Raw genomic sequence first — 20396 nt, forward strand, 5'->3', positions numbered from 1 at the left:
ATGCCTACCCAAATAAATTCATTGAATAAAATCCCCTTTACCCAATCAAAATTTTTAAATTTTTTACAAAAAGATAATTCTAAATTTTTCCAAGAAAACATTTTGAAAATTACAAACTCAAAAGAACCTTTCCTCGGTTTTTGTTATGGTGCATCTGTCAAATTCTTACACTATAGTGATAAAGGTTTAGAACAAGACTATATCAATATTTACAATAAATACTTCGATGATGTTAAAACTAACGACACAATGATAGCAAAAAAACGCAGTGATTTGGCGATGGCATCCGTTTCAGATTATAAAAAATACACAGAAAAAAAACATATCATTAAACAAGGAAATCAACTTCTCAAAGAGATATTTGATATACAAAAATTACGATACAATTCAACAAATAATTATAATTTATCACTACACATTCCATTATCCTCACCTATCTTTAAAGAAAAAAGTCTTTTGAAATTAATAGAACTAGCCTTAGATGAAAACATTAAATGGTGTGTAGATAAGGAATATAGAATGTTTAAAATTACGATAGCACCATTAATTTCTGACAATATCAAATGTACAAAAAAAATATATTCATTGAATTCAAGTGAAATTTCAAGTCCAGATACTGACACACAAAAATAAGCATATGGTATTATTGAATCAGCCATTAACAAAAAAACACATCAAATGAGAATTAATAGCCTATTAGATTTAATGCTAATTTCCACAAGCGAAAAAATAGAAAAAAGCTGGCTAGATACAAACAGCCAACAAAACTTAACTCCCAGTATAAAAATACAAGATGAATATGAAGAAATAACAAAATTAAATGATTTTATGGATGCAATTAGAGAATGCAAAGATGACAATCAAAATTATATATTTTTAAGCCCCAATCATGCTTGCGCAATTAATATCAAGAAAAGCAATAAAAGTGAAATCTATCAATTCTTTGACCCCAATGAAGGCATTTATCAATTTCATAACGTCGATGAGCTCACTTTTTTTCTAAAAAACTTTATGGATGAACATGAGACATATAAATTTATAAAAGATAGCGATTCTAATTATCAAATTTCATTTGTTAAACTTAATAGGATAAACCCAATTTCAAATAATCATAATAAAAAAAAAGTTTTTGATAGTAATTTAAAAATAAACAAATTGCTTGCATTAGATAACTTTGAGGTAAAATTTAAAAGAAAATCATTCAAAAACTTGATACCAAAAAACAAAACTTATCGCATTGTTCATCGTAATTTTGACAAGAAAAGCCATCTTGTGACATTAGCATTTCATTACACTCAATCAAATAATAAGAAGCAAAAAAACATCTACTCATCGAACATTGTTACCCCCATCCTTCATCAGGTTATACAAAGTAACCTGGCACTATTGAAAAAAACGGATGAGGACATTTTTATTGATAAAAGAGGCAATATTTATCCTGTGGCACCTGATATTTCTATGGGTAATTTTAACCCTAATACTGACCCTAGCTTTATGTTTGGCACAAGGACACTTAATAACCAAGTGTAAATACTATCTTAATTTATTTGGCCCCTTGCCAGCGATGAAATAAATCCTGTTCAAGTTCAATATCAAATTGGTCGAGTACACGGTTAACCGTTTGATTGACAATATCTTGAATGGATTGAGGTTGATGATAAAACGCTGGCATGGGTGGCATAATCACAGCTCCCATTTCAGCTGCTTGTACCATCAACTTCAAATGCCCAACATGCAATGGTGTTTCACGTACCCCGAGGACTAATTTTTTCCCTTCTTTGAGTACCACATCTGCCGCCCTTGTCACTAAGGTATCGGTATAGCTGTGAACAATACCTGAAAGGGTTTTCATGGTACAGGGCATAATCACCATGCCGGCAGTACGAAAGGAGCCTGACGAAATGGCCGCTGCAATATCGCGGCTATCGTAATTAAAATCAGCAAGTTGCTGTACGTCTTTCACGCTGTATTGTGTTTCCAGCGCTAATGTTTGGCGGGCAGCCGCACTCATCACCAAATGGGTTTCAACCTGTGTAACGGGTTTTAGTACCTCAAGCAATCTGACGCCATATATCGCCCCACTTGCTCCAGTTAACCCAATTATCAGTTTTTTCATTTCTCTGCCCAATCCACGGTAATTTTTAAAGATTATATACTATATTACGCGCCGTTGTTTGCCCTAACCGAATAATCAACATTCTGAGGATGTCAGGTTGCCACCAATACTGATAAAAACACACTGACGAAAACAATTCTCTAAATAGCTTGAACAACAGCTTAGCGGCAAGAGAAGTCATCCCAAGGAGCATACAGTAGTATGTGACTTGGGTGACTGAGCGCAGCCAACACCGCGACAGCCTAAAGGCACCAATCTCATCCTCTAAAGATTTTAGGTTGTCGCTAGGCGGCAAGAGAAGTCATCCCAAGGAGCATACAGTAGTATGTGACTTGGGTGGCTGAGCGCAGCCAACACCGCGACAGCCTAAACACACCAATCTCATCCTCTAAAGATTTTAGGTTGTCGCTAGGCGGCAAGAGATGTCATCCTAAGGAGCATACAGTAGTATGTGACTTGGGTGACTGAGCGCAGCCAACACCGCGACAGCCTAAAGGCACCAATCTCATCCTCTAAAGATTTTAGGTTGTCGCTAGGCGGCAAGAGATGTCATCCCAAGGAGCATACAGTAGTATGTGACTTGGGTGGCTGAGCGCAGCCAACACCGAGGTAGCCTAAAGGCACCAATCTCATCCTCTAAAGATTTTAGGTTGTCGCTAGGCGGCAAGAGAAGTCATCCCAAGGAGCATACAGTAGTATGTGACTTGGGTGGCTGAGCGCAGCCAACACCGAGGTAGCCTAAAGGCACCAATCTCATCCTCTAAAGATTTTAGGTTGTCGCTAGGCGGCAAGAGATGTCATCCCAAGGAGCATACAGTAGTATGTGACTTGGGTGGCTGAGCGCAGCCAACACCGCAACAGCCTAAAGGCACCAATCTCATCCTCTAAAGATTTTAGGTTGTCGCTAGGCGGCAAGAGAAGTCATCCCAAGGAGCATACAGTAGTATGTGACTTGGGTGGCTGAGCGCAGCCAACACCGCAACAGCCTAAAGGCACCAATCTCATCCTCTAAAGATTTTAGGTTGTCGCTAGGCGGCAAGAGAAGTCATCCCAAGGAGCATACAGTAGTATGTGACTTGGGTGGCTGAGCGCAGCCAACACCGCGACAGCCTAAAAGATGACGAGGATTTTAGGGAGATCAGCCACAATCCCAGTTATACACCACCCTGCTAAAATCCCTTTTCTTCAAATCTTCGGGATGAATAAAGAAATTCCCTACACCAATGTCTCCCCACAGGATCCCGACTTCATAGTCGCTGTTTATTTGTAGGAGCAACTCATATTGCTGAATATCTTCTTCGTACTCTCTTGGATCTGATTGCGTAAAGAATGGATAGCCACCAATACAATGCGCACCTGACGCAAAGGCATCACTGTATGGTTCAACCCAGTCATCATAAAAATCTTCGCCTTCAAACTGGTCTTCGTAGTCATAGAGGTTATCAACGCCCAATATTTTTTGCCCGAATTGAAAATCATCGATACTGATATATTGCTCTGTCGGCGTATACTCGATAGCACAGGTTTGGTCAACGGGCGTGTAATAGTCATCTGAGTGCGCTGCAATAACGGCGGAAAAGTCTTGGGTTAATTTCGCTGTATCTTCAATAATATTTTCACGGTAGATAATCCTAAAGTCCGCTTGTTTTTGGCGGTCTTCGAAATTAGCCCCATATAAATCATCACCGCCGATAAAAAACTGTAACAGTCCTTTTTCTGGGTAGTTTGCCAATTTAGGCATTTGTGCAAAGTTGATTTGTGCGAGCAATTTTAACGGAATTCCCTCGCTATCGATGGGGTAAGGTTCGTTCAGAGGTAAGTACGGCATTCCACCCACACGACTTTCCCACCACACATATTCTTCTATCGGTGTTAAGGTCATTTCAACAAGGTTTTTTTTCGTTGCTTTGATTTTATCTATGAAGGGTTTTATGACATCAGGAAGAGAATCGAAATCAGCCATACTTAGCTCCAAATAGGTTGTTAATTTCTTTCTAGCCTACTTGATTTTTTCGAATTTTAAATCAGATATAACTGCAACTTATTCGTTTATTTAAAGCAATGATAGAAAAAATAACGTAAGCCTATGTGGAGTCAATGTTCTAACGAGTTTGAGTAACAGCCTAGTGGCAAAGAAACTATCCCAAAGCGCATACAAAAGTATGTACTTGTTAGCTAAATGATGCCAACAACGCTGTCACTCAAACTATGAACGAAGATTTTAGCCTTCGTTATAAATTTCCAAATCCTCGACTTCACTCTTATCTTTTAACTTCAGCTCGTCGTCTTTTCGCAAATTTTCCAAATAATCTAAATAACCTTGGTCAATGTCTTTGGTAACATAAATCCCATCAAATACGGAACATTCAAACTCAGTAATTTCTGGATTTTCTTCACGAACAGCATCAACTAAGTCTGATAAATCTTGGAAGATTAACCCATCAGCACCAATTAATTTGCGAATTTCATCCACTTCACGACCATGAGCAATCAACTCGTTCGCATTTGGCATATCAATACCATAGACGTTCGGGAAGCGAACTTCAGGCGCCGCAGAGGCGAAATAGACATTCTTTGCGCCAGCTTCGCGCGCTAGTTCAACAATTTGCTCTGAGGTTGTGCCACGAACAATGGAATCGTCAATTAGTAACACGTTTTTGTCACGAAACTCAGCACGGTTGGCATTCAGTTTACGGCGAACAGATTTACGCCGCTCTTGCTGACCCGGCATGATAAACGTACGGCCAACATAACGATTTTTCACAAAACCTTGGCGATACGGTTTATTTAATATATGGGCGATTTCTAACGCAATATCGCAAGACGTTTCTGGAATCGGGATAACGACATCGATATTTAAGTCTTCCCACTCACGCGCAATTTTTGCACCGAGCTTTTGACCCATACGCAACCTTGCGTTATAGACCGATACTTTGTCGATGAATGAATCTTGGCGAGCAAAATAGACGTATTCAAAAATACATGGCGTCAATTGAGGGTTGTCAGAACATTGGCGTGTGAATAATTGACCTTTTTCAGTGACATATACCGCTTCACCAGGTGCCACATCACGTAAAAATTCAAAACCTAATGTATCGAGCGCAACACTTTCAGAAGCGACCATATACTCATGTTCACCACTCTCTGTAATACGGCGTCCTAACACTAACGGACGAATACCGTGTGGATCACGGAATGCTAACATACCATGGCCAATAATCAGAGCGACACATGCGTAAGCACCACGCAGTTTTTTGTGCATCGCAGCCACTGCACTGAAGACGTTATCGGGTTCAAGGGGGAAATGGTCAAATCTGTCTAATTCATACGCCAGCACATTGAGTAAAATCTCAGAATCCGAGGTCGTATTAACATGGCGACGTGCAGTTTCAAACAAACTTCGCGTAAGTTCGTGTGCGTTTGTCAGATTACCATTATGAGCAAGTGTGATACCAAATGGTGAATTTACGTAAAAAGGCTGTGCTTCCGAGGCACTTGAGCTGCCTGCTGTTGGATAACGGACATGCCCTAATCCCATACAACCTTGTAACCGAAGCATATGGCGAGTTTCAAACACATCTTTCACAAGGCCATTTGCTTTACGTAAACGAATATTATTTTTGCCATCAATAGTGGCAATACCTGCTGCATCCTGCCCACGGTGCTGAAGCACTGTTAAAGCATCATAAATTGATTGGTTAACTGGTGTAACACCAGCGATCCCGACAATACCGCACATTTGGTCTTTCCTCATCAGCCAGACGGAGAAATGTTCTCCGGTAGGAAACTTGACGCATTTTGCAGGTAGTCAAAAAACCACCTGATAATATGACTGAACTGTGGAATAAATTCTGAACGCTGCCAATCCTCACTTTGAGGAAGCGGTGTAAAGGTATCGAGAAAAAACAGCAAGGCCGATACAATCAACACACCACGCAGCGCACCGAAGCAAATCCCCAGAACACGATCTGTGCCTGATAACCCAGTTTTTTGCACTAAAGAGCTGATCACATAGTTCACCACCGCACCCACAATTAATGTGGCAATGAATAATGCGGCGATTGCAATGCCATTTCGCACCAGTACGTCCTCAAAGCGGGTAAAATAGTCCGCTAAATAAGGGTAAAATGTACTTGCGACAAAAAAAGCACAGCCCCATGTCACCAGTGATAGTGCTTCACGAACAAAACCACGGATCAAACTAACCAGTGCCGAGAAGCCAATAATGGCGATAATTGCGTAATCTATCCAGACCATATTTCATCCAAAATTCGCACTCACGACATCAGCGAAGTGCATTCTAACAGAAAACGAAAACGTTTGCGTAACCATTTTTCTATCAATTTACAAAAAATAGCGGCGAAAAGAAAAAATCATAATCGCCGCAGTAAGTTACTAAATCCCCTTACCTTTTAGGGATTATTGATTCTATTTATTAGGGTTTGAATGTTTGAATTATCCCTTTTGTTCCTGTTATCGCGTTAAGTTCAGGAAGCGCGGCTTCTAGCTTCTGCCGTGATGCCTCTGGCCCGACATAAATACGCGTGAGTTTATTGTTCACCGGTCTTGCTGGAACGGTATACACTTGGTAACCCGATAACCGCAGCTTCGCAACAATCTCCTCAACCTTGCTGGCATTGTTTAGAGCAATGACTTGAACAACAAATGCTTTGCCTTGCGGCTCAGGTTTAACCTCGGGTTTTGGTTCAGGCTTCGGCTGTGGTTTTGGCTCAGGCTTGGGTTCTGGCTTGGGTTCTGGCTTAGGCTCTGGTTTTATTGGCTCAACTGTCGCTGGGACGTTTGCCGCGACTTGTTCATTTTGCTGCTGGGTAATTGCTTCTGATAACATAGCTTCAGAAGCCCCTTCCGAAGAGGCGCTCGCGCTATTATGTGCTAACGGTGCAATTGCTTCGATATCTTCTTCATCACCTGGCTTTGGAATAATAGGAATGGCCGCAAATTCACTTTCATTATATTTCTTATCGCCATCAAGAAGTGCAGGAAGCACGATGACCCCTGCCGCAACCAGTACAATGACGCCAGCAAGACGATTTTGAAATTTACTAGCCACCAGCACTATCCTTTTTGGTTTTCTAATAACATCATGACATGAGCGACTGTGTGGAATGACCCACAAACTACAATCACGTCTTGTTCTTGCGCCTCAACACAAGCTTGCTGCCATGCTTTTTCAACACAATCAAACACATTAGCTTGCTGTACATGCTGGCTCAATTGAGCCACATCAGCCCCTCGAAACTCAGTTAATGGTGCGAGATACCAGTCAGTCACCTGCTGCGATAAACACTCAAGCGTGCCTTGAATGTCTTTATCACCGAGCATCCCAACAACCGCACGAATGCGACGGCCATCAACCGCAGGTAAGCCAGCTAATTTACTCACTAAATACCCTGCAGCATGAGGATTATGTGCCACATCCAAAATCATTAATGGTTTCTCACCAATAATTTGGAAACGTCCTGGCAATTGAGCTGATTTTAAACCTTGATAAATGGCAGCATCCGTGACTTTTTTTGCAATATCTGCATCAATTTGCAGTAAACAGCTAATTACGCCTAATGCCGTTGCCGCATTCGCCAGTGGCACATTCGGTAATGGAAGATCATGCCATTCACGTTGTGAGCTCTGCCAAGACCAACTCGTTGCTTGTTCGCTGTATTGCCAATCTACACCACGACGGAATAAATGGGTGCCAATGTTGTCTGCATATTTTCCAATCGACTCTGGCATATCGGGTTCACCCACCACACCATAATGTCCTTGGCGGAAAATACCTGCTTTTTCATGACCGATATGTTCACGATCAGACCCCAGCCAATCCGTGTGGTCGAGAGCAATACTGGTAATCGCAGCGATGTCTGCATCCACCACATTGGTCGCATCTAAACGCCCACCTAAGCCCACTTCTAAGATAACGATATCTAAATGAGCTTGCTTAAATAATTGTAGTGCAGCCAATGTGCCATATTCAAAGTACGTAAGAGAAATATTTTTACGTTGTGCTTCAATGGTCGCGAAAGCCTCACAGAAATCAGACTCGGAAAGCTCCTGCCCTTGAATACGTACACGTTCAGTGTAGCGCACCAAATGTGGCGAGCTGTAAACCCCCACTTTTAGCCCCGCTGCTATCAAAATTGATTCTAGCGTATGGCAAGTGGTGCCTTTTCCGTTGGTACCTGTGACGGTAATAACGCGAGGAGCTGGTTGCGTCAGATTCATGTGCCGAGCAACTTGGCCGACTCGTTCCAACCCCATGTCAATGTTTTGACTATGCAGGTCAGTGAGATAAGAAAGCCAAGCCTCCAAAGGAGACTTGGCTGTAGGAATGATTAGATTACTCATCATCTTTTTTATGCTTTGCAGAATCCTTTTCTGGTTCTTCGGCACTGATCTCATCAATAGCATTCAGGTCGATTTCTACTGTTTCTGCCACAATGATTGGCGTTTCATTAAAACTTGGCTTATTCGTTAACATCGCCAAAATTTCAGCCAGGCGATCACGCATTTCAGGGCGTCGCACGATCATATCAATGGCGCCTTTTTCCAGTAAGAATTCACTACGCTGGAAACCTTGTGGTAACTTTTCACGCACGGTTTGTTCGATAACACGAGGGCCTGCGAAGCCGATCAGCGCTTTAGGTTCTGCCACGTTGATATCACCCAGCATCGCTAAACTTGCTGAAACACCACCCATGGTTGGGTCAGTTAGCACTGAAATGTATGGTAAACCGCGCTCTTGCATTTTTGCTAAAGCGGCACTGGTTTTCGCCATTTGCATCAACGATAACAACGCTTCTTGCATACGCGCGCCACCACTTGATGAGAAACACACGAGTGGGCAATTATCTTCCAACGCTTGTTCTACCGCACGGACAAAACGTGCTCCGACGACGGAGGCCATTGAACCGCCCATAAAAGAGAATTCAAACGCAGCGGCAACAACAGGCATCCCTTTCAATGTACCTTTCATCACGACCATCGCATCTTTTTCACCCGTTTCTTTCTGCGCTGCTGTAATGCGGTCTTTATATTTTTTGGAATCCTTAAACTTGAGAATATCTTTTGGCTCAAGTTCGCTACCGAGTTCTGTCGTAGAATTTTCATCAAGGAAAGTTTCTAAGCGCTGACGGGCATGGATACGCATATGGTGGTCACATTTTGGACACACAGATAAATTGCGTTCTAACTCAGCACCGTATAAAACTTGTCCACAGCTATCGCATTTAGTCCAAACCCCTTCAGGGATGTTGGCTTTGTGTGATTGGGTCAAGTTACCTTTCTTTAAAATTTTTTCAATCCAGCTCATTAATGGACCTTTTTGTCTGTTTCACTCTGGTTATCACCAGTATGTAATTTTTTGCCATTAAACCACAATGATATCTCACTGTAGATAAAAACTTTTTAAACCACTTAGTGGTTATCGATTTTTTGCGCTGCCGCACGCTTTTCTTTTGCAGCAATCCGACGATGACGAATAATTTCAACCACCCCCGGCAGAATTGAAACAAAGATAATCGCGACTATCAGTAATTTCAAATTCTTTTGTACGAACGGTAATTCACCGAAGAAATACCCTGCATAAGTGAATAATAATACCCAAATAAATGCGCCCGTCACATTATAAAATGCAAAGTGACGATAAGACATTTTGCCCATTCCTGCAACGAAAGGTGCAAAAGTTCTGACTATCGGCACGAAACGCGCCAGTATAATTGCCTTGCCACCGTGCTTTTCATAAAACGCATGGGTTTTATCTAAATAAACACGACGAAAAATCTTTGAATCCGGATTTTTAAATAATCTTTCACCAAAAATACGCCCAATCGTATAGTTTACCGCATCGCCAATAATTGCTGCGGTAATCATTAACGCCACCATCAAATGTACGTTGAGTTCATTACTGTCCAAGGACGAAATAGCGCCCGCAACAAATAATAACGAATCTCCTGGCAAAAATGGTGTGACCACTAACCCTGTTTCACAAAATAGGATCAGGAACAGAATACCATATACCCACGTGCCATAATCTCTGACCAGTTCAGCGAGGTGCACATCAATATGTAAAATAAAGTCGATAATAAAACTGATAAATTCCATATAATCCTCATTAATAATAGCATCCGTGCTATTTGCAGTAATTATGAGATAAAGTTAGCGTCGATTTACATCAGTTCATCTTCGAGAAAAAGAGGCCCCATGACATGACTGGGGAGCGCAAATTTCTCTGGATAATCCACACTGACCAAATAAAGCCCTTCCGCTTTTGCCGTGGCGGCAGCTTTAGTTCGGTCTTTTAATTCAAGAAGATGAGCCATCCAATCAATGTCTTGATTGCCACAGCCAATCTCCAACAAACTACCAACAATGTTTCTCACCATATGATGTACAAACGCATTGGCTTTAATATCCACCACCACATAATTGCCGTGGCGGCTCACATTGACGTGCATAACATTACGCCAAGGTGTTCTAGACTGACACTGGACTGCTCTGAATGACGTGAAATCACGCTCGCCTATCAGTGCTTGTGCCGCTTTGTGCATCCGTTTTTCATCCAGTGGATAATGAAAATGCGTCACGCCATTGGATAAGATGGCAGGCCGATAGCGGTGATTAAAAATCACGTAGCGATAACGACGCGCCGTTGCACTAAAACGCGCATGGAACTCATCACCCACAGGTTGGCACCAACGTACCGCAATATCTGGCGGTAAATGCGTGTTAACACCCATCGTCCAAGCGGCTTCTTTACGCTCAACTGACGTTTCGAAATGCACAACTTGCCCTGTTGCGTGAACACCTGCGTCTGTTCGACCCGCACAAAACACGCCAATCGGCTCTGCGGCGATTTTCGACAAGGCTTCCTCGAGACAACCTTGTACACTTTTCACTTCTTGCTGGCGTTGCCAACCAAAATACCGACTGCCGTTGTATTCAATACCTAACGCGATACGATGCAACTTTGTTGACTCGGACATCAGTAAAACAGCTCCTGAGCGAGTTTTTCCGCTGTTTCAACTGCCATTAATGCACCACCGAAACGCACGTTGTCCGCGACTGACCAAAACTGTAAAATCTCGGGGATCCCGTAGTCATTGCGCACACAGCCAATACTGAGCAGGTCGTTACCAGACGCATCTGTCACTTGTGTTGGATAATCACCCTCTTCTGAGACCTGAATATCATCAAAACGTTCAAATTCATCGTTCGCTTCTTCAGCGCTAATCGGGCGCAGCGTTTCTAAATGGACAACTTGTGCATTACCATAAAAAACAGGGGATTGGATAAAACTGACTGCAACAGGTAAGCCATCGTCCTGCAACACTTTACGCACCTGTTCAACTAAGCGGCGCTCATGTATGACACTGCCTTCCATATCCGCCAATAGCGGCAGCATATTAAAGGCTAATTGCTTACTAAAGCGCCCTTCTTCCGCTGGAATACCATTCAATAAACGTGCGCTTTGCCCTGCCAGTTCATCTACCGCCGCTTTACCGTAGCTTGAAACTGATAGCATATTGGTTAATGTGATACGGCCTAAACCCGCGGCATCCACTAACGGTTTAATTGCTGTCAATAATTGGCTAACTGCGCTATCTGCTAACGAAATAATATTGCGATTACGGTAATCCGCTAATACTTGCGGGTTCACGGCAGGTACAATTAATGGCACATCAGGTTCTTGAGCAAACACACCGCTGGTATCAATCACAATGCAGCCATCTTGTGCCGCGGACTCTGCGTATTGCAGCGTTGCCGCTTCGCCTGCCGCGAAGAAAGCCATTTGGGCTTGTGACCAATCGAAGTCTTTGGCATCGTTTACTTGAATACTTTTACCATTAACACGTACGCTCTCCCCCGCACTGCGTTCACTGGCCAGTAAATACAGCTCGCCGACTGGGAATTCTCTTTCTTGTAACAGTGAAATTATTGCTTCACCCACAGCACCGGTTGCACCCAATACTGCAATATTCCAACCTTCAGTCATGGCTATTCCTCTAAAAAATAAAAAATTAAATGACCTCAATAATTGAAGTCATTTAATCAGATGTTCATCTTACTGAAATCTATGATTGGTGAATTAAGTTCGCCTTAAAACCGAGCTCAGTGAGTAAAGTGGCTGTTTGCGGGTCATCACAAATCACATTCAGGGATGACCACTCACGGCGTTCTTGGTAATTTTTGCGCAATTTATCAAATTCACCTTTGATACCAGCAACAGCTCTAAGTGCTGCATCATCACGGCGCACATCATACACTAGATGCACTAACCTTTTGAGCTGGTTTTGCGTTAATTTACCATTAAGAGCTAATTCGCTAATATCAGGTTTTGGCAGTAGCGATGAGAGGGAAACGTGCGCCGATTTACCGAGAAATTGGCAATAAGCTTCATAAACTTGTGTCGTTCCACGCGCTTTCCCTTCTAAGGTATAACCTGCAATATGTGGCGTACCGATATCGACTAAATGGAGTAAGTCGGTATTCAAATCAGGCTCTGGCTCCCAAACATCCAGTACGACACTGATTTTTTTTCCTTGTTGAAGTACTGCGAGTAACGCTTGATTATCAACGACCTCACCACGGCTAGCATTGATTAAAATAGTCCCTTCACGCAAGTTCTCTAAGCGGGTTTTGTCCATCAAATGGAAGGTTTGGTCTTCCCCTGCCATATTCAGTGGTGTATGGAAAGTCAGCACATCGGCCTGAGTAAGCAACTCATCAAAAGCCACAAATGGCCCTTCTTCGCCTTTTGCTGCGCGTGGTGGATCGCATAACACGGTTTTCACACCCCATGCGTTCAAGCGCGTGGCTAAACGACCACCCACATTACCGACGCCCACGATCCCAACGGTTTTATCCCGTAAATCAAAGTTATCGCGCTGTGCAAGCAGTAATAAAGACGAAATCACATATTCCACCACAGCAATGGCATTACACCCTGGTGCAGAAGAAAAACCAATATTGGCAGTGGACAACCATGCCGTATCCACATGGTCAAATCCTGCAGTTGCGGTACCGACAAATTTAACAGGTGTCTTATTCAAAAGTGATTCATTGACTTTGGTGATGGAGCGAACCATTAATGCATCTGCATCAATGAGTTCTTGTTCAGGGATCGGGCGTCCTGGTACGGCCTTAACGTCACCTAGCTCACTAAACAGTGCCTGAGCGTAAGGCATATTTTCATCAACTAAAATTTTCACGCGGTATGTCCCAATGATTGACAATTTATCTCTGTATCACAATATTTTGCCACGGTTTAATCTAGATGCCTACGAGAGTTAGCGCTCCAGACCAAAGTTATCATCCATCGCAAATTCTTTCACACGGAACCGGTCAGGTGTCACCCCTGAAATTTGTTGGAACATCGCAATAAATGCAGATGCCGAACTATATCCCACATCCAACGCCACTTCATGCACACTTTTTCCTCTTTCCAAGCCTGCAACCGCATGTAAATAACGTAAACGTTGCCGCCATTCACTAAACGACATACCGAGCTCTTGTTGGCAGCGCCTTGATAGCGTACGCTCTGAGGTATAAGAACGTTTTGCCCATTGGGCCAGTGTCGTGTTATCTGAGGGGTCGTTTTGCAGCTCTTGCAAAATCGGGGCTAAAAATTTGTCCTTGGTGGCAGGTAAATAAGTGTCTTGGCATGGGGAGAGGGAGAATTGGTCAATCAAAACATGGGCAAGGCGCAAATCTTGTTCTGTTTCGGGTTGAACAACACCCCGCTGGTACATATCCGTCATAATAGATTGAAATATCGTACTTAAACGAACCACGCACGGACGCTGAGCTAATACATCATTATATTCATGCGAGAAATCCACGATGCGAAATTTGACACTTTCTTTATTAAAGCTAGCATGGGGAATATTCGCGGGGATCCAAATACAAAATTCAGGCGGTGCCAAGTAGTGCTTGCCAGCCACTTCCATTTCCATAATACCGCACACGACATACAGCATCTGCCCAAATGGATGTGAGTGTGATTTGTACTCAGTGAGTGCAGCGGTTTGTTCGTGACGAAATGCAATAAGTTCAGGCTCAATTATATTGCATTCACTAATGTGCCAAATATCTAATTTTGAATTTCCCATGATACCTGTCTGAAAAGCGTTATCGATTGTCTGATTATCAGTATATCTAAAAAATCGGTCAGATGTATACTGGATCACATTCGATATGGGAGAATGTTTTAATGAAGAATTTGCTTTTTCCGCTAATTGCGGTTTTATTGTGGTCAATCAATGCCATTGTGAACAAAGCAGCGTCCACTGCCATTGACCCCGCAGCGATTTCCTTTTACCGTTGGGCACTTGCATTAGTCGTTATGACCCCCTTTGTTCTGCGCTCAGTACTGCGCCACCACAAAGTAGTGATGAAACATTGGTGGCAATTGGCCATTTTAGGGGCGCTCGGGATGATGCTATACCAAAGCTTAGCCTATTATGCCGCCCACAGTGTTAGTGCAACATTTATGGGAATAATGAACTCATTAATTCCATTACTTACAGTAATCATCAGTATTTTTGTACTGCGCGTAATCCCAACAGTCGGTATCGTTCTGGGTTCGGCTTTGTCGCTGTTTGGTTTATTGTGGCTAGTCAGTCAAGGCAATCCAAGTACGTTGCTATCCCACGGGTTAGGCCAAGGCGAGTTAATGATGATTGTTGCCTCTGCGGCTTATGCACTCTATGGCGTGCTGACAAAACGTTGGGCAATTCAGCTCTCTAGTTGGGACTCACTCTATGTGCAAATTTTCTTTGGGGTGATTTTACTGTTACCAAACTTCTTAATGGCCGATGACGTAGCACTGAATAGTCACAATATTGGGTTAGTCATGTTTGCAGGGATTGCCGCCTCCATTATTGCTCCAGCTTTATGGATCCAAGGGGTGATGCGTTTAGGCGCAAATACCACATCTATATTTATGAATCTCGCGCCTGTATTCACTGCAATTATCGCTATTTTCGCCTTAGGTGAAGAGCTAAAAAGCTATCATTTAATCGGCGGAGGCGTCGTATTACTGGGTGTCATGTTAGCGCAGCAACTACGTACTCCACTCACACACATGTTCCGCCGTGAAAAAAAGGTGGTTCAAAAGGATACTTGTCAGTAGAATAGAATTACAAAAGCAATAAAGCAATGTCGTCACTCATATGCCCCACATTGTGGGGCTATGTTTGAAAGTCCCTCACAAAAGAATCCCTATATTTCTCTCTCTTTTTTACTTTTTTCGTCTCTTTTTTATCAACATTAATGCTTTGTGACATTTTAAAATCACTCAGTTATTCATTATTTTCCTACCATTGGTAATCTCAAAACCATCTTATTGCCCATTGTAGACAAAATCCGATTGAAACTTCTTCATAAGCAATTAGACTTAAGCCAAATTAAATACCTCTTTAGTAGTATTAACTCAGAGTGCCCATTGAACACAGGAGCGTGGCAAATAACCTGATAAGCCATGACAAGGAAAAACCATGACTAAACAGTTTAAGATGGTATTGTTTGTATTGATAATAATTGCTATCGCAGGTGGCATTTATTTTATCAATGCATCAAGCCAATCCAACCCAGCTCAAGCTGGGTATGACTTATATCAACAAGGTGATACTAAAGCCGCTGTTGAGCAATTTCAAAAAAATGCCGATAAAGATCCTCAATCTGCCTATGCCTTAGCCATGATGTATAAAGATGGAATTGGTATTGAGCCTGATGATGAAGCGGCGCAGCGTTATTTGATCAAAGCCGCTGAAGCTAATAATAAAAATGCACTCTATAACCTAGGTTATTACCGTTATAACCGTGAGATGGATGATACCCCAAACGATAGAAGCGGTCTCGTTTCCCTCACAAAAGCAGCTGATTTAGGTGTAATAGAAGCACAAGAGTTAGTGGGCAGTGTGTACATGGAGGATAGATACGACGAAATTCCCCAAGACATCAAGCTAGCGCGCCACTACTTTACATTAGCCGCTGAGCAAGGCTCCAAAATATCAAAATTTGCACTGGGTTATATCGCCCATCAATTTGACAAGGACAATAAAAAGGCAGTTGAAATCTTAACACCGCTAGCTAGCAAAGATTTTCCATTCCCTGCCATGTTGCTGGCCACGATTTATGAACAAGGTGGCGATGGGATCGCACCAAACCCTGCGTTAGCCAAAAAATACGAACGCATGTCATACTCCTCTACGTTCGATTATCTTTCCCAAAGCAATGACAGGGAGCCAGCACCTTTATCATTGTATGGTTCGCAAACTGCTGAAGAAAAACAACAAATTATTGCCAACCTTGAAGAACGAGCCAGTAAAGGCGAAGAATACGCTATTTACACGTTATATCACAAATACAGTGTGGGAGAAGACGTCAAACGCAGTGAATTACGCGCAATGGCGTATTTGCGCCCTCTAATACAACAAAAGAAACCTAAGGCACTGTACCTCAGTTACCTTGCAGACAATAGCAAAATTAAAGCGCTAACTGAGGCTGCGGACCAACAATATCCAGACGCGATGTATGAAGCTTATCGTGCTTATTCAGGTACTATTTTCAATTCAGTTGAACGGAATGACGCTTTAGCCAATAAATACTTAATCTCAGCGGCGGATTTGGGGCACCAAGAAGCGCTTATAACCATCACCCAACGCGCCATTTCTGACTATAATTTTCCCACTAAAAAACTCAATGAAACCGTGGCAAAATATCTGCCAGAATTAATGAAGAAGTACCCAAACTCAGCAAAGGCACAAATTCTTGCCAGCCAAGTTTATGGTACTAAAGGCAGTGTATTATATTCCCCAGAAAAATCTTTTGAGGCGACAGAAAAAGCAAACCGCATTCAGCCAAGTTATGAAACACAAATGCAACTTGCTCGCGGCTATATTAATGGCTTTGGAACAGAAAAAAACCTCGAAAAAGCCACACAAATACTGAAAGATAACTTAGATTCACGGGGCTACCCATCCACCGCAGAACGCATGTTAGTTCATTTATACTATCGTTATGACATTAAAGCATTTGTGGATGAAAAAACGATTGTTGATATCTTAAAAAAAGACGTTATTGAACGCGATAATGACGCATTAGCCCATTATTATGCAGACTATTTACTACGCCAAGATGCAGAAAACAATAAAAAATTAGCCTTTGAACTGTATGAGAAAGCAAGCAAATACGACTATAACGGCCGTGTCTATTACGCTGCTGCCCTGCTCAAATATCAACCCACTGAAACCAATACCATCGCCAATATACTTGTCGATTTATTAGACTCGCCTCGAGCCAAATCAGAGTTAACCCCCGAAGAACTCGCCACCGCCTATGATGTTTTATTTAAAACAGGCTTAAACCGCAGAGATACGAAGGCCATACTGGTTAGATTAGCGGCCAATGAGAAAAATACTGAAGCACAAAAATTAATTGAGCCACTGATTGGTACAGACGCAGATATCACTTATCAGTATGGTATTACGCAACTTACAAACTTAAAAAATGTAAGTGCCCTAACGAATGACGAACTCAAGCCTTATTATGACACTATTTTAAAAGCCGCAGATTTAGGAAGTACCTCCGCGATTTTATATATTGCACAAAACCTTGATGGCGTGAATTACATCAATGATAAAGCCTATTATAAAGACCGCTTCCAAGCCATCTCTGGGTTAACGTCTAATGACCTCGTTCCGCAGTATAAGCGCTGTGCAGCATTAGGCAGCAACCGCTGTTTATATGAGTTGGGTGAAATTTACCAAAAAGGCAATTATGGGGAAGATGCTAACTATGATCTCGCCATGGAATATTACAACAAAATATCCGACCCTGATTTCAGCTTTTTAAAATCACGCAAAAGAGAAATTGAAAAAGCGAGAGCCTCGTTTATTACCATTCAGGCGAATGCAAAAAACAATGACTCTGATGCCATTCGCACCCTCGCCAATGCCTATAAATTCGGTAATTATGGGCAGAAGGTCGATAAGCAAAAATGGCAAGAATACCTAGAGAAAAGCGCCAAGCTGAATAATAAAACAGCACTTGAAGAGTTAATTGATTATTATAATGAAAATGAAGAACTTCAACGTGCAAACAAAAGCAAAATTATTGGTTATTACGACCAATTAGCTGCCCTTGGTAGCAAAAACTATACCCGTGAACTGGCACACCAATATTTAAATGGCAGCCAATTAGTTGATGTTGATCGTCAAAAAGCCCGAGAATACTACCTAAAAGCAGGTAGTTGGGGCAATCAATACATCAAGTATATGGATGACTTTGATATTGGCATGCAAACGCTAAATGAAAGTGCAGTTGCAAAATACAAAGTGGGCCGCGCCTATTTATATGGTAATGGAGTGAAAGAAGACCGCCAGCAAGCCATGAAATACTTGAAAATGGCCAGTGACGACAATAACGATAACGCAATAATCCTCTACAGTGAAATGCTGTATTTGGGCGAACTCTCCGCAGATAAGAAAACGCTAGTTGTTGAACCCAATTGGGATGAAGCCATTGTTTATCTGAGGAAACATTCCAACCCAAGCCGTGTTGAAGAATACACAAAACTGTATGATACCACCGTGGTACCTGCACAAAATGGTGATGCAGCGGCGGCTGAAAAATTAGGGGATTGGTATAAATCCCGCGGTCACGCCCCTGCTGCGCAGCTTTGGTACAAAAAAGCCATTGCTGGCGGTAACCTCGCCGTTTATCCATCACTGGATAAAGTGACAGAAAATAGCCAAGCCAAACGCCAAAACTACCTTGATGGCACCGCGAAAGGCGATCTGTTCTCTAAGGTGCAACTTGCAGGCGATTACTTGTACGATAGCAGCATCACCTTAGAGTCTGACGAATACAACGCTGCGATCCAATACTTGCAGGAAGGGATGAAATCGACTGATGAGGCGCTTTCAAAACAGGCGTTCAATTCCTTAGCAAATTTGTACCAAAACGGTATCCGCAGTGAAAAAAATGATCTAAATCGCAGCAAAGATGATAAAAAATACTTTTCTTTACTTGAAAGTGAAGCCCAAAACCGCCCTGATGCTCTCAAACGTTTGTATTCCTATTACGCCAGTAGTGATCCACAAAAAGCCTTAGAATATCTGGAGCAAGCCTATAAAAAAGGCGATATGGGCGCAATCAAAATGCTCTATGAAATTAACTCTCCTGGGCGCTACTGTTCCAATAGTCGTAATACTGACATGGATAAGGCAGGTGCCTATCTGAAAGAGTGGTTAGAAAAAGGCAAGTTCGAAAAAAACACCGATAGAACCTTTATTCAAGAACCTGAAGATTTGTCTCGTGCCATGGGTGACCTCTACCTTAAGGGGGAATGTGATGTTGAGCAAGATCTTGATAAAGCCATTGAATGGTTTGAAATATCCTTGAAATACCATGATAAATACGCCCTTGGTAGTCTTTATGATGCCTATACCCGTAAAAATGATGCAAAACAAGCGTATTACATCGCCTTAAGATTGGAAAAAGATACTGACAATATTGAGTTGATGAATAAACTGTCAGCAGAAGATAAACAAAATGTTGATAAACGCTTTAAAGAAGAGCAAGACTTCCAAAAATATGGCCGTTTTGCAAAGGAGATTGAAGCTAAGCGGGTTAAAGCAGAAGCAGGCGACAAAATGGCCGCGTTCTCCTTAGGGATCAACTATGCCCGAGGTGAAATGGTTCCCGAAGATACGCAAAAAATGATTTACTATTATGAGCTTGCAGGAAAAAATGGTTACCCTAGAGCCTACAATATTCTTGGCAATCTCTATCGCAAAGACAATGAGCGCGGAATAGAAAAGGACTTCGTAAAAGCCCTGTATTATTTTGATTTAGGCGCCCAGCAAAATGACAGTAATACTGCGCACCTAGCGGGAGATATGCTGTACTTTGGGCAAGGTATGCCAAAAGATTACGACCGAGCAGCCAAATACTACGATATGACCAATTTAGAGCAAGGTGCCCACCATGCCATGGCAAAATACAAACTTGCCTATATGTACTATAACGGCTGGGTTGGTAGCAAAAGTAAAGAAGATCTGCAAAAAGCCCACGACTACCTTGAATTAGGGGCTAAATACCAAGATAAAGACTCCATCAATGCCTTAAAAAAATGGGATTTTAGTGCACTGAAAAAATAGATGATAAAAATAAGGGCGCTCAATCAATAGCGCCCTTCAAACTGCGGAAAAACCGATTAGGTTTGGCTGTAGGTTGGAGATGTTTTAAAAATAAACTAGGA

General features: G+C 42.2%; 16 protein-coding genes. 4 read left to right on the forward strand and 12 right to left on the reverse strand.

Annotation, left to right across the window (positions count from 1 at the left end; translation table 11 throughout):
- Positions 1-633 (forward strand): hypothetical protein, encoded by a 633-nt coding sequence (locus M1F05_RS12520; protein ID WP_206082369.1) that lies wholly within the window; start codon positions 1-3, stop codon positions 631-633.
- 45 nt (positions 634-678) lie between these two features.
- Positions 679-1530 (forward strand): hypothetical protein, encoded by an 852-nt coding sequence (locus M1F05_RS12525; RefSeq protein WP_206082370.1) that lies wholly within the window; start codon positions 679-681, stop codon positions 1528-1530.
- Positions 1531-1543: 13 nt separating this feature from the next.
- On the opposite strand, the gene M1F05_RS12530 is transcribed toward M1F05_RS12525, so the two are convergent.
- The 12 genes from M1F05_RS12530 to M1F05_RS12585 form a co-directional block, all read right to left on the reverse strand.
- Positions 1544-2116, reverse strand: a complete 573-nt coding sequence (locus M1F05_RS12530; RefSeq protein WP_206082371.1) for a UbiX family flavin prenyltransferase — start codon at positions 2114-2116, stop codon at positions 1544-1546.
- A 1138-nt stretch (positions 2117-3254) separates the two neighbouring features.
- Positions 3255-4079, reverse strand: a complete 825-nt coding sequence (locus M1F05_RS12535; RefSeq protein WP_206082372.1) for a YwqG family protein — start codon at positions 4077-4079, stop codon at positions 3255-3257.
- A gap of 258 nt (positions 4080-4337) precedes the next feature.
- Complete coding sequence (gene purF / locus M1F05_RS12540; protein WP_206082373.1) at positions 4338-5855, reverse strand: amidophosphoribosyltransferase; 1518 nt, start codon at positions 5853-5855, stop codon at positions 4338-4340.
- 14 nt (positions 5856-5869) lie between these two features.
- On the reverse strand, positions 5870-6373 hold the full coding sequence (gene cvpA / locus M1F05_RS12545; protein ID WP_206082374.1) for a colicin V production protein: 504 nt from the start codon (positions 6371-6373) through the stop codon (positions 5870-5872).
- A gap of 178 nt (positions 6374-6551) precedes the next feature.
- A complete protein-coding gene (gene dedD / locus M1F05_RS12550; protein WP_206082375.1) occupies positions 6552-7187 on the reverse strand; it encodes a cell division protein DedD in 636 nt (211 codons plus the stop codon).
- A gap of 5 nt (positions 7188-7192) precedes the next feature.
- Positions 7193-8482 carry a bifunctional tetrahydrofolate synthase/dihydrofolate synthase gene (folC, locus tag M1F05_RS12555; protein ID WP_206082376.1) on the reverse strand — a complete coding sequence of 430 codons (1290 nt, stop codon included), beginning with the start codon at positions 8480-8482 and terminating at the stop codon, positions 7193-7195.
- On the reverse strand, positions 8472-9443 hold the full coding sequence (gene accD, locus M1F05_RS12560) for an acetyl-CoA carboxylase, carboxyltransferase subunit beta (protein WP_206082377.1): 972 nt from the start codon (positions 9441-9443) through the stop codon (positions 8472-8474). The genes folC and accD overlap by 11 nt, the downstream gene beginning before the upstream one ends.
- 104 nt (positions 9444-9547) lie before the next feature.
- The gene (locus tag M1F05_RS12565) at positions 9548-10234 is read right to left on the reverse strand and encodes a DedA family protein (RefSeq protein WP_206082378.1); all 687 of its coding nucleotides are present in this window, start codon (positions 10232-10234) and stop codon (positions 9548-9550) included.
- 65 nt (positions 10235-10299) lie between these two features.
- A complete protein-coding gene (gene truA / locus M1F05_RS12570; protein WP_206082379.1) occupies positions 10300-11115 on the reverse strand; it encodes a tRNA pseudouridine(38-40) synthase TruA in 816 nt (271 codons plus the stop codon).
- Complete coding sequence (locus M1F05_RS12575; RefSeq protein ID WP_206082380.1) at positions 11115-12125, reverse strand: aspartate-semialdehyde dehydrogenase; 1011 nt, start codon at positions 12123-12125, stop codon at positions 11115-11117. Before M1F05_RS12575 ends, truA begins: the two co-directional genes overlap by 1 nt.
- A gap of 79 nt (positions 12126-12204) precedes the next feature.
- On the reverse strand, positions 12205-13341 hold the full coding sequence (gene pdxB, locus M1F05_RS12580) for a 4-phosphoerythronate dehydrogenase PdxB (protein WP_206082381.1): 1137 nt from the start codon (positions 13339-13341) through the stop codon (positions 12205-12207).
- A gap of 78 nt (positions 13342-13419) precedes the next feature.
- A complete protein-coding gene (locus tag M1F05_RS12585; protein WP_206082382.1) occupies positions 13420-14241 on the reverse strand; it encodes a helix-turn-helix transcriptional regulator in 822 nt (273 codons plus the stop codon).
- A gap of 101 nt (positions 14242-14342) precedes the next feature.
- Between M1F05_RS12585 and M1F05_RS12590 the strand changes: the two genes are divergently transcribed.
- Positions 14343-15263, forward strand: a complete 921-nt coding sequence (locus M1F05_RS12590) for a DMT family transporter (protein WP_206082383.1) — start codon at positions 14343-14345, stop codon at positions 15261-15263.
- 364 nt (positions 15264-15627) lie between these two features.
- Positions 15628-20295 (forward strand): sel1 repeat family protein, encoded by a 4668-nt coding sequence (locus M1F05_RS12595; RefSeq protein WP_318825852.1) that lies wholly within the window; start codon positions 15628-15630, stop codon positions 20293-20295.
- The last annotated feature ends 101 nt before the right edge of the window (positions 20296-20396 follow it).

Origin of the sequence: Providencia sp. PROV252, assembly GCF_033676005.1 — a bacterium.
GTDB classification, from domain to species: domain Bacteria; phylum Pseudomonadota; class Gammaproteobacteria; order Enterobacterales; family Enterobacteriaceae; genus Providencia; species Providencia vermicola.

Excerpts from the sequence above, each read along its gene's own strand:
- M1F05_RS12520 (WP_206082369.1), top strand. The coding sequence starts at position 1 with ATGCCTACCCAAATAAATTCATTGAATAAAATCCCCTTTACCCAATCA.
- M1F05_RS12525 (WP_206082370.1), top strand. The coding sequence starts at position 679 with ATGAGAATTAATAGCCTATTAGATTTAATGCTAATTTCCACAAGCGAA.
- M1F05_RS12530 (WP_206082371.1), bottom strand. The coding sequence starts at position 2,116 with ATGAAAAAACTGATAATTGGGTTAACTGGAGCAAGTGGGGCGATATAT.
- M1F05_RS12535 (WP_206082372.1), bottom strand. The coding sequence starts at position 4,079 with ATGGCTGATTTCGATTCTCTTCCTGATGTCATAAAACCCTTCATAGAT.
- purF (WP_206082373.1), bottom strand. The coding sequence starts at position 5,855 with ATGTGCGGTATTGTCGGGATCGCTGGTGTTACACCAGTTAACCAATCA.
- cvpA (WP_206082374.1), bottom strand. The coding sequence starts at position 6,373 with ATGGTCTGGATAGATTACGCAATTATCGCCATTATTGGCTTCTCGGCA.
- folC (WP_206082376.1), bottom strand. The coding sequence starts at position 8,482 with ATGATGAGTAATCTAATCATTCCTACAGCCAAGTCTCCTTTGGAGGCT.
- accD (WP_206082377.1), bottom strand. The coding sequence starts at position 9,443 with ATGAGCTGGATTGAAAAAATTTTAAAGAAAGGTAACTTGACCCAATCA.
- M1F05_RS12565 (WP_206082378.1), bottom strand. The coding sequence starts at position 10,234 with ATGGAATTTATCAGTTTTATTATCGACTTTATTTTACATATTGATGTG.
- truA (WP_206082379.1), bottom strand. The coding sequence starts at position 11,115 with ATGTCCGAGTCAACAAAGTTGCATCGTATCGCGTTAGGTATTGAATAC.
- M1F05_RS12575 (WP_206082380.1), bottom strand. The coding sequence starts at position 12,125 with ATGACTGAAGGTTGGAATATTGCAGTATTGGGTGCAACCGGTGCTGTG.
- M1F05_RS12585 (WP_206082382.1), bottom strand. The coding sequence starts at position 14,241 with ATGGGAAATTCAAAATTAGATATTTGGCACATTAGTGAATGCAATATA.
- M1F05_RS12590 (WP_206082383.1), top strand. The coding sequence starts at position 14,343 with ATGAAGAATTTGCTTTTTCCGCTAATTGCGGTTTTATTGTGGTCAATC.
- M1F05_RS12595 (WP_318825852.1), top strand. The coding sequence starts at position 15,628 with ATGACTAAACAGTTTAAGATGGTATTGTTTGTATTGATAATAATTGCT.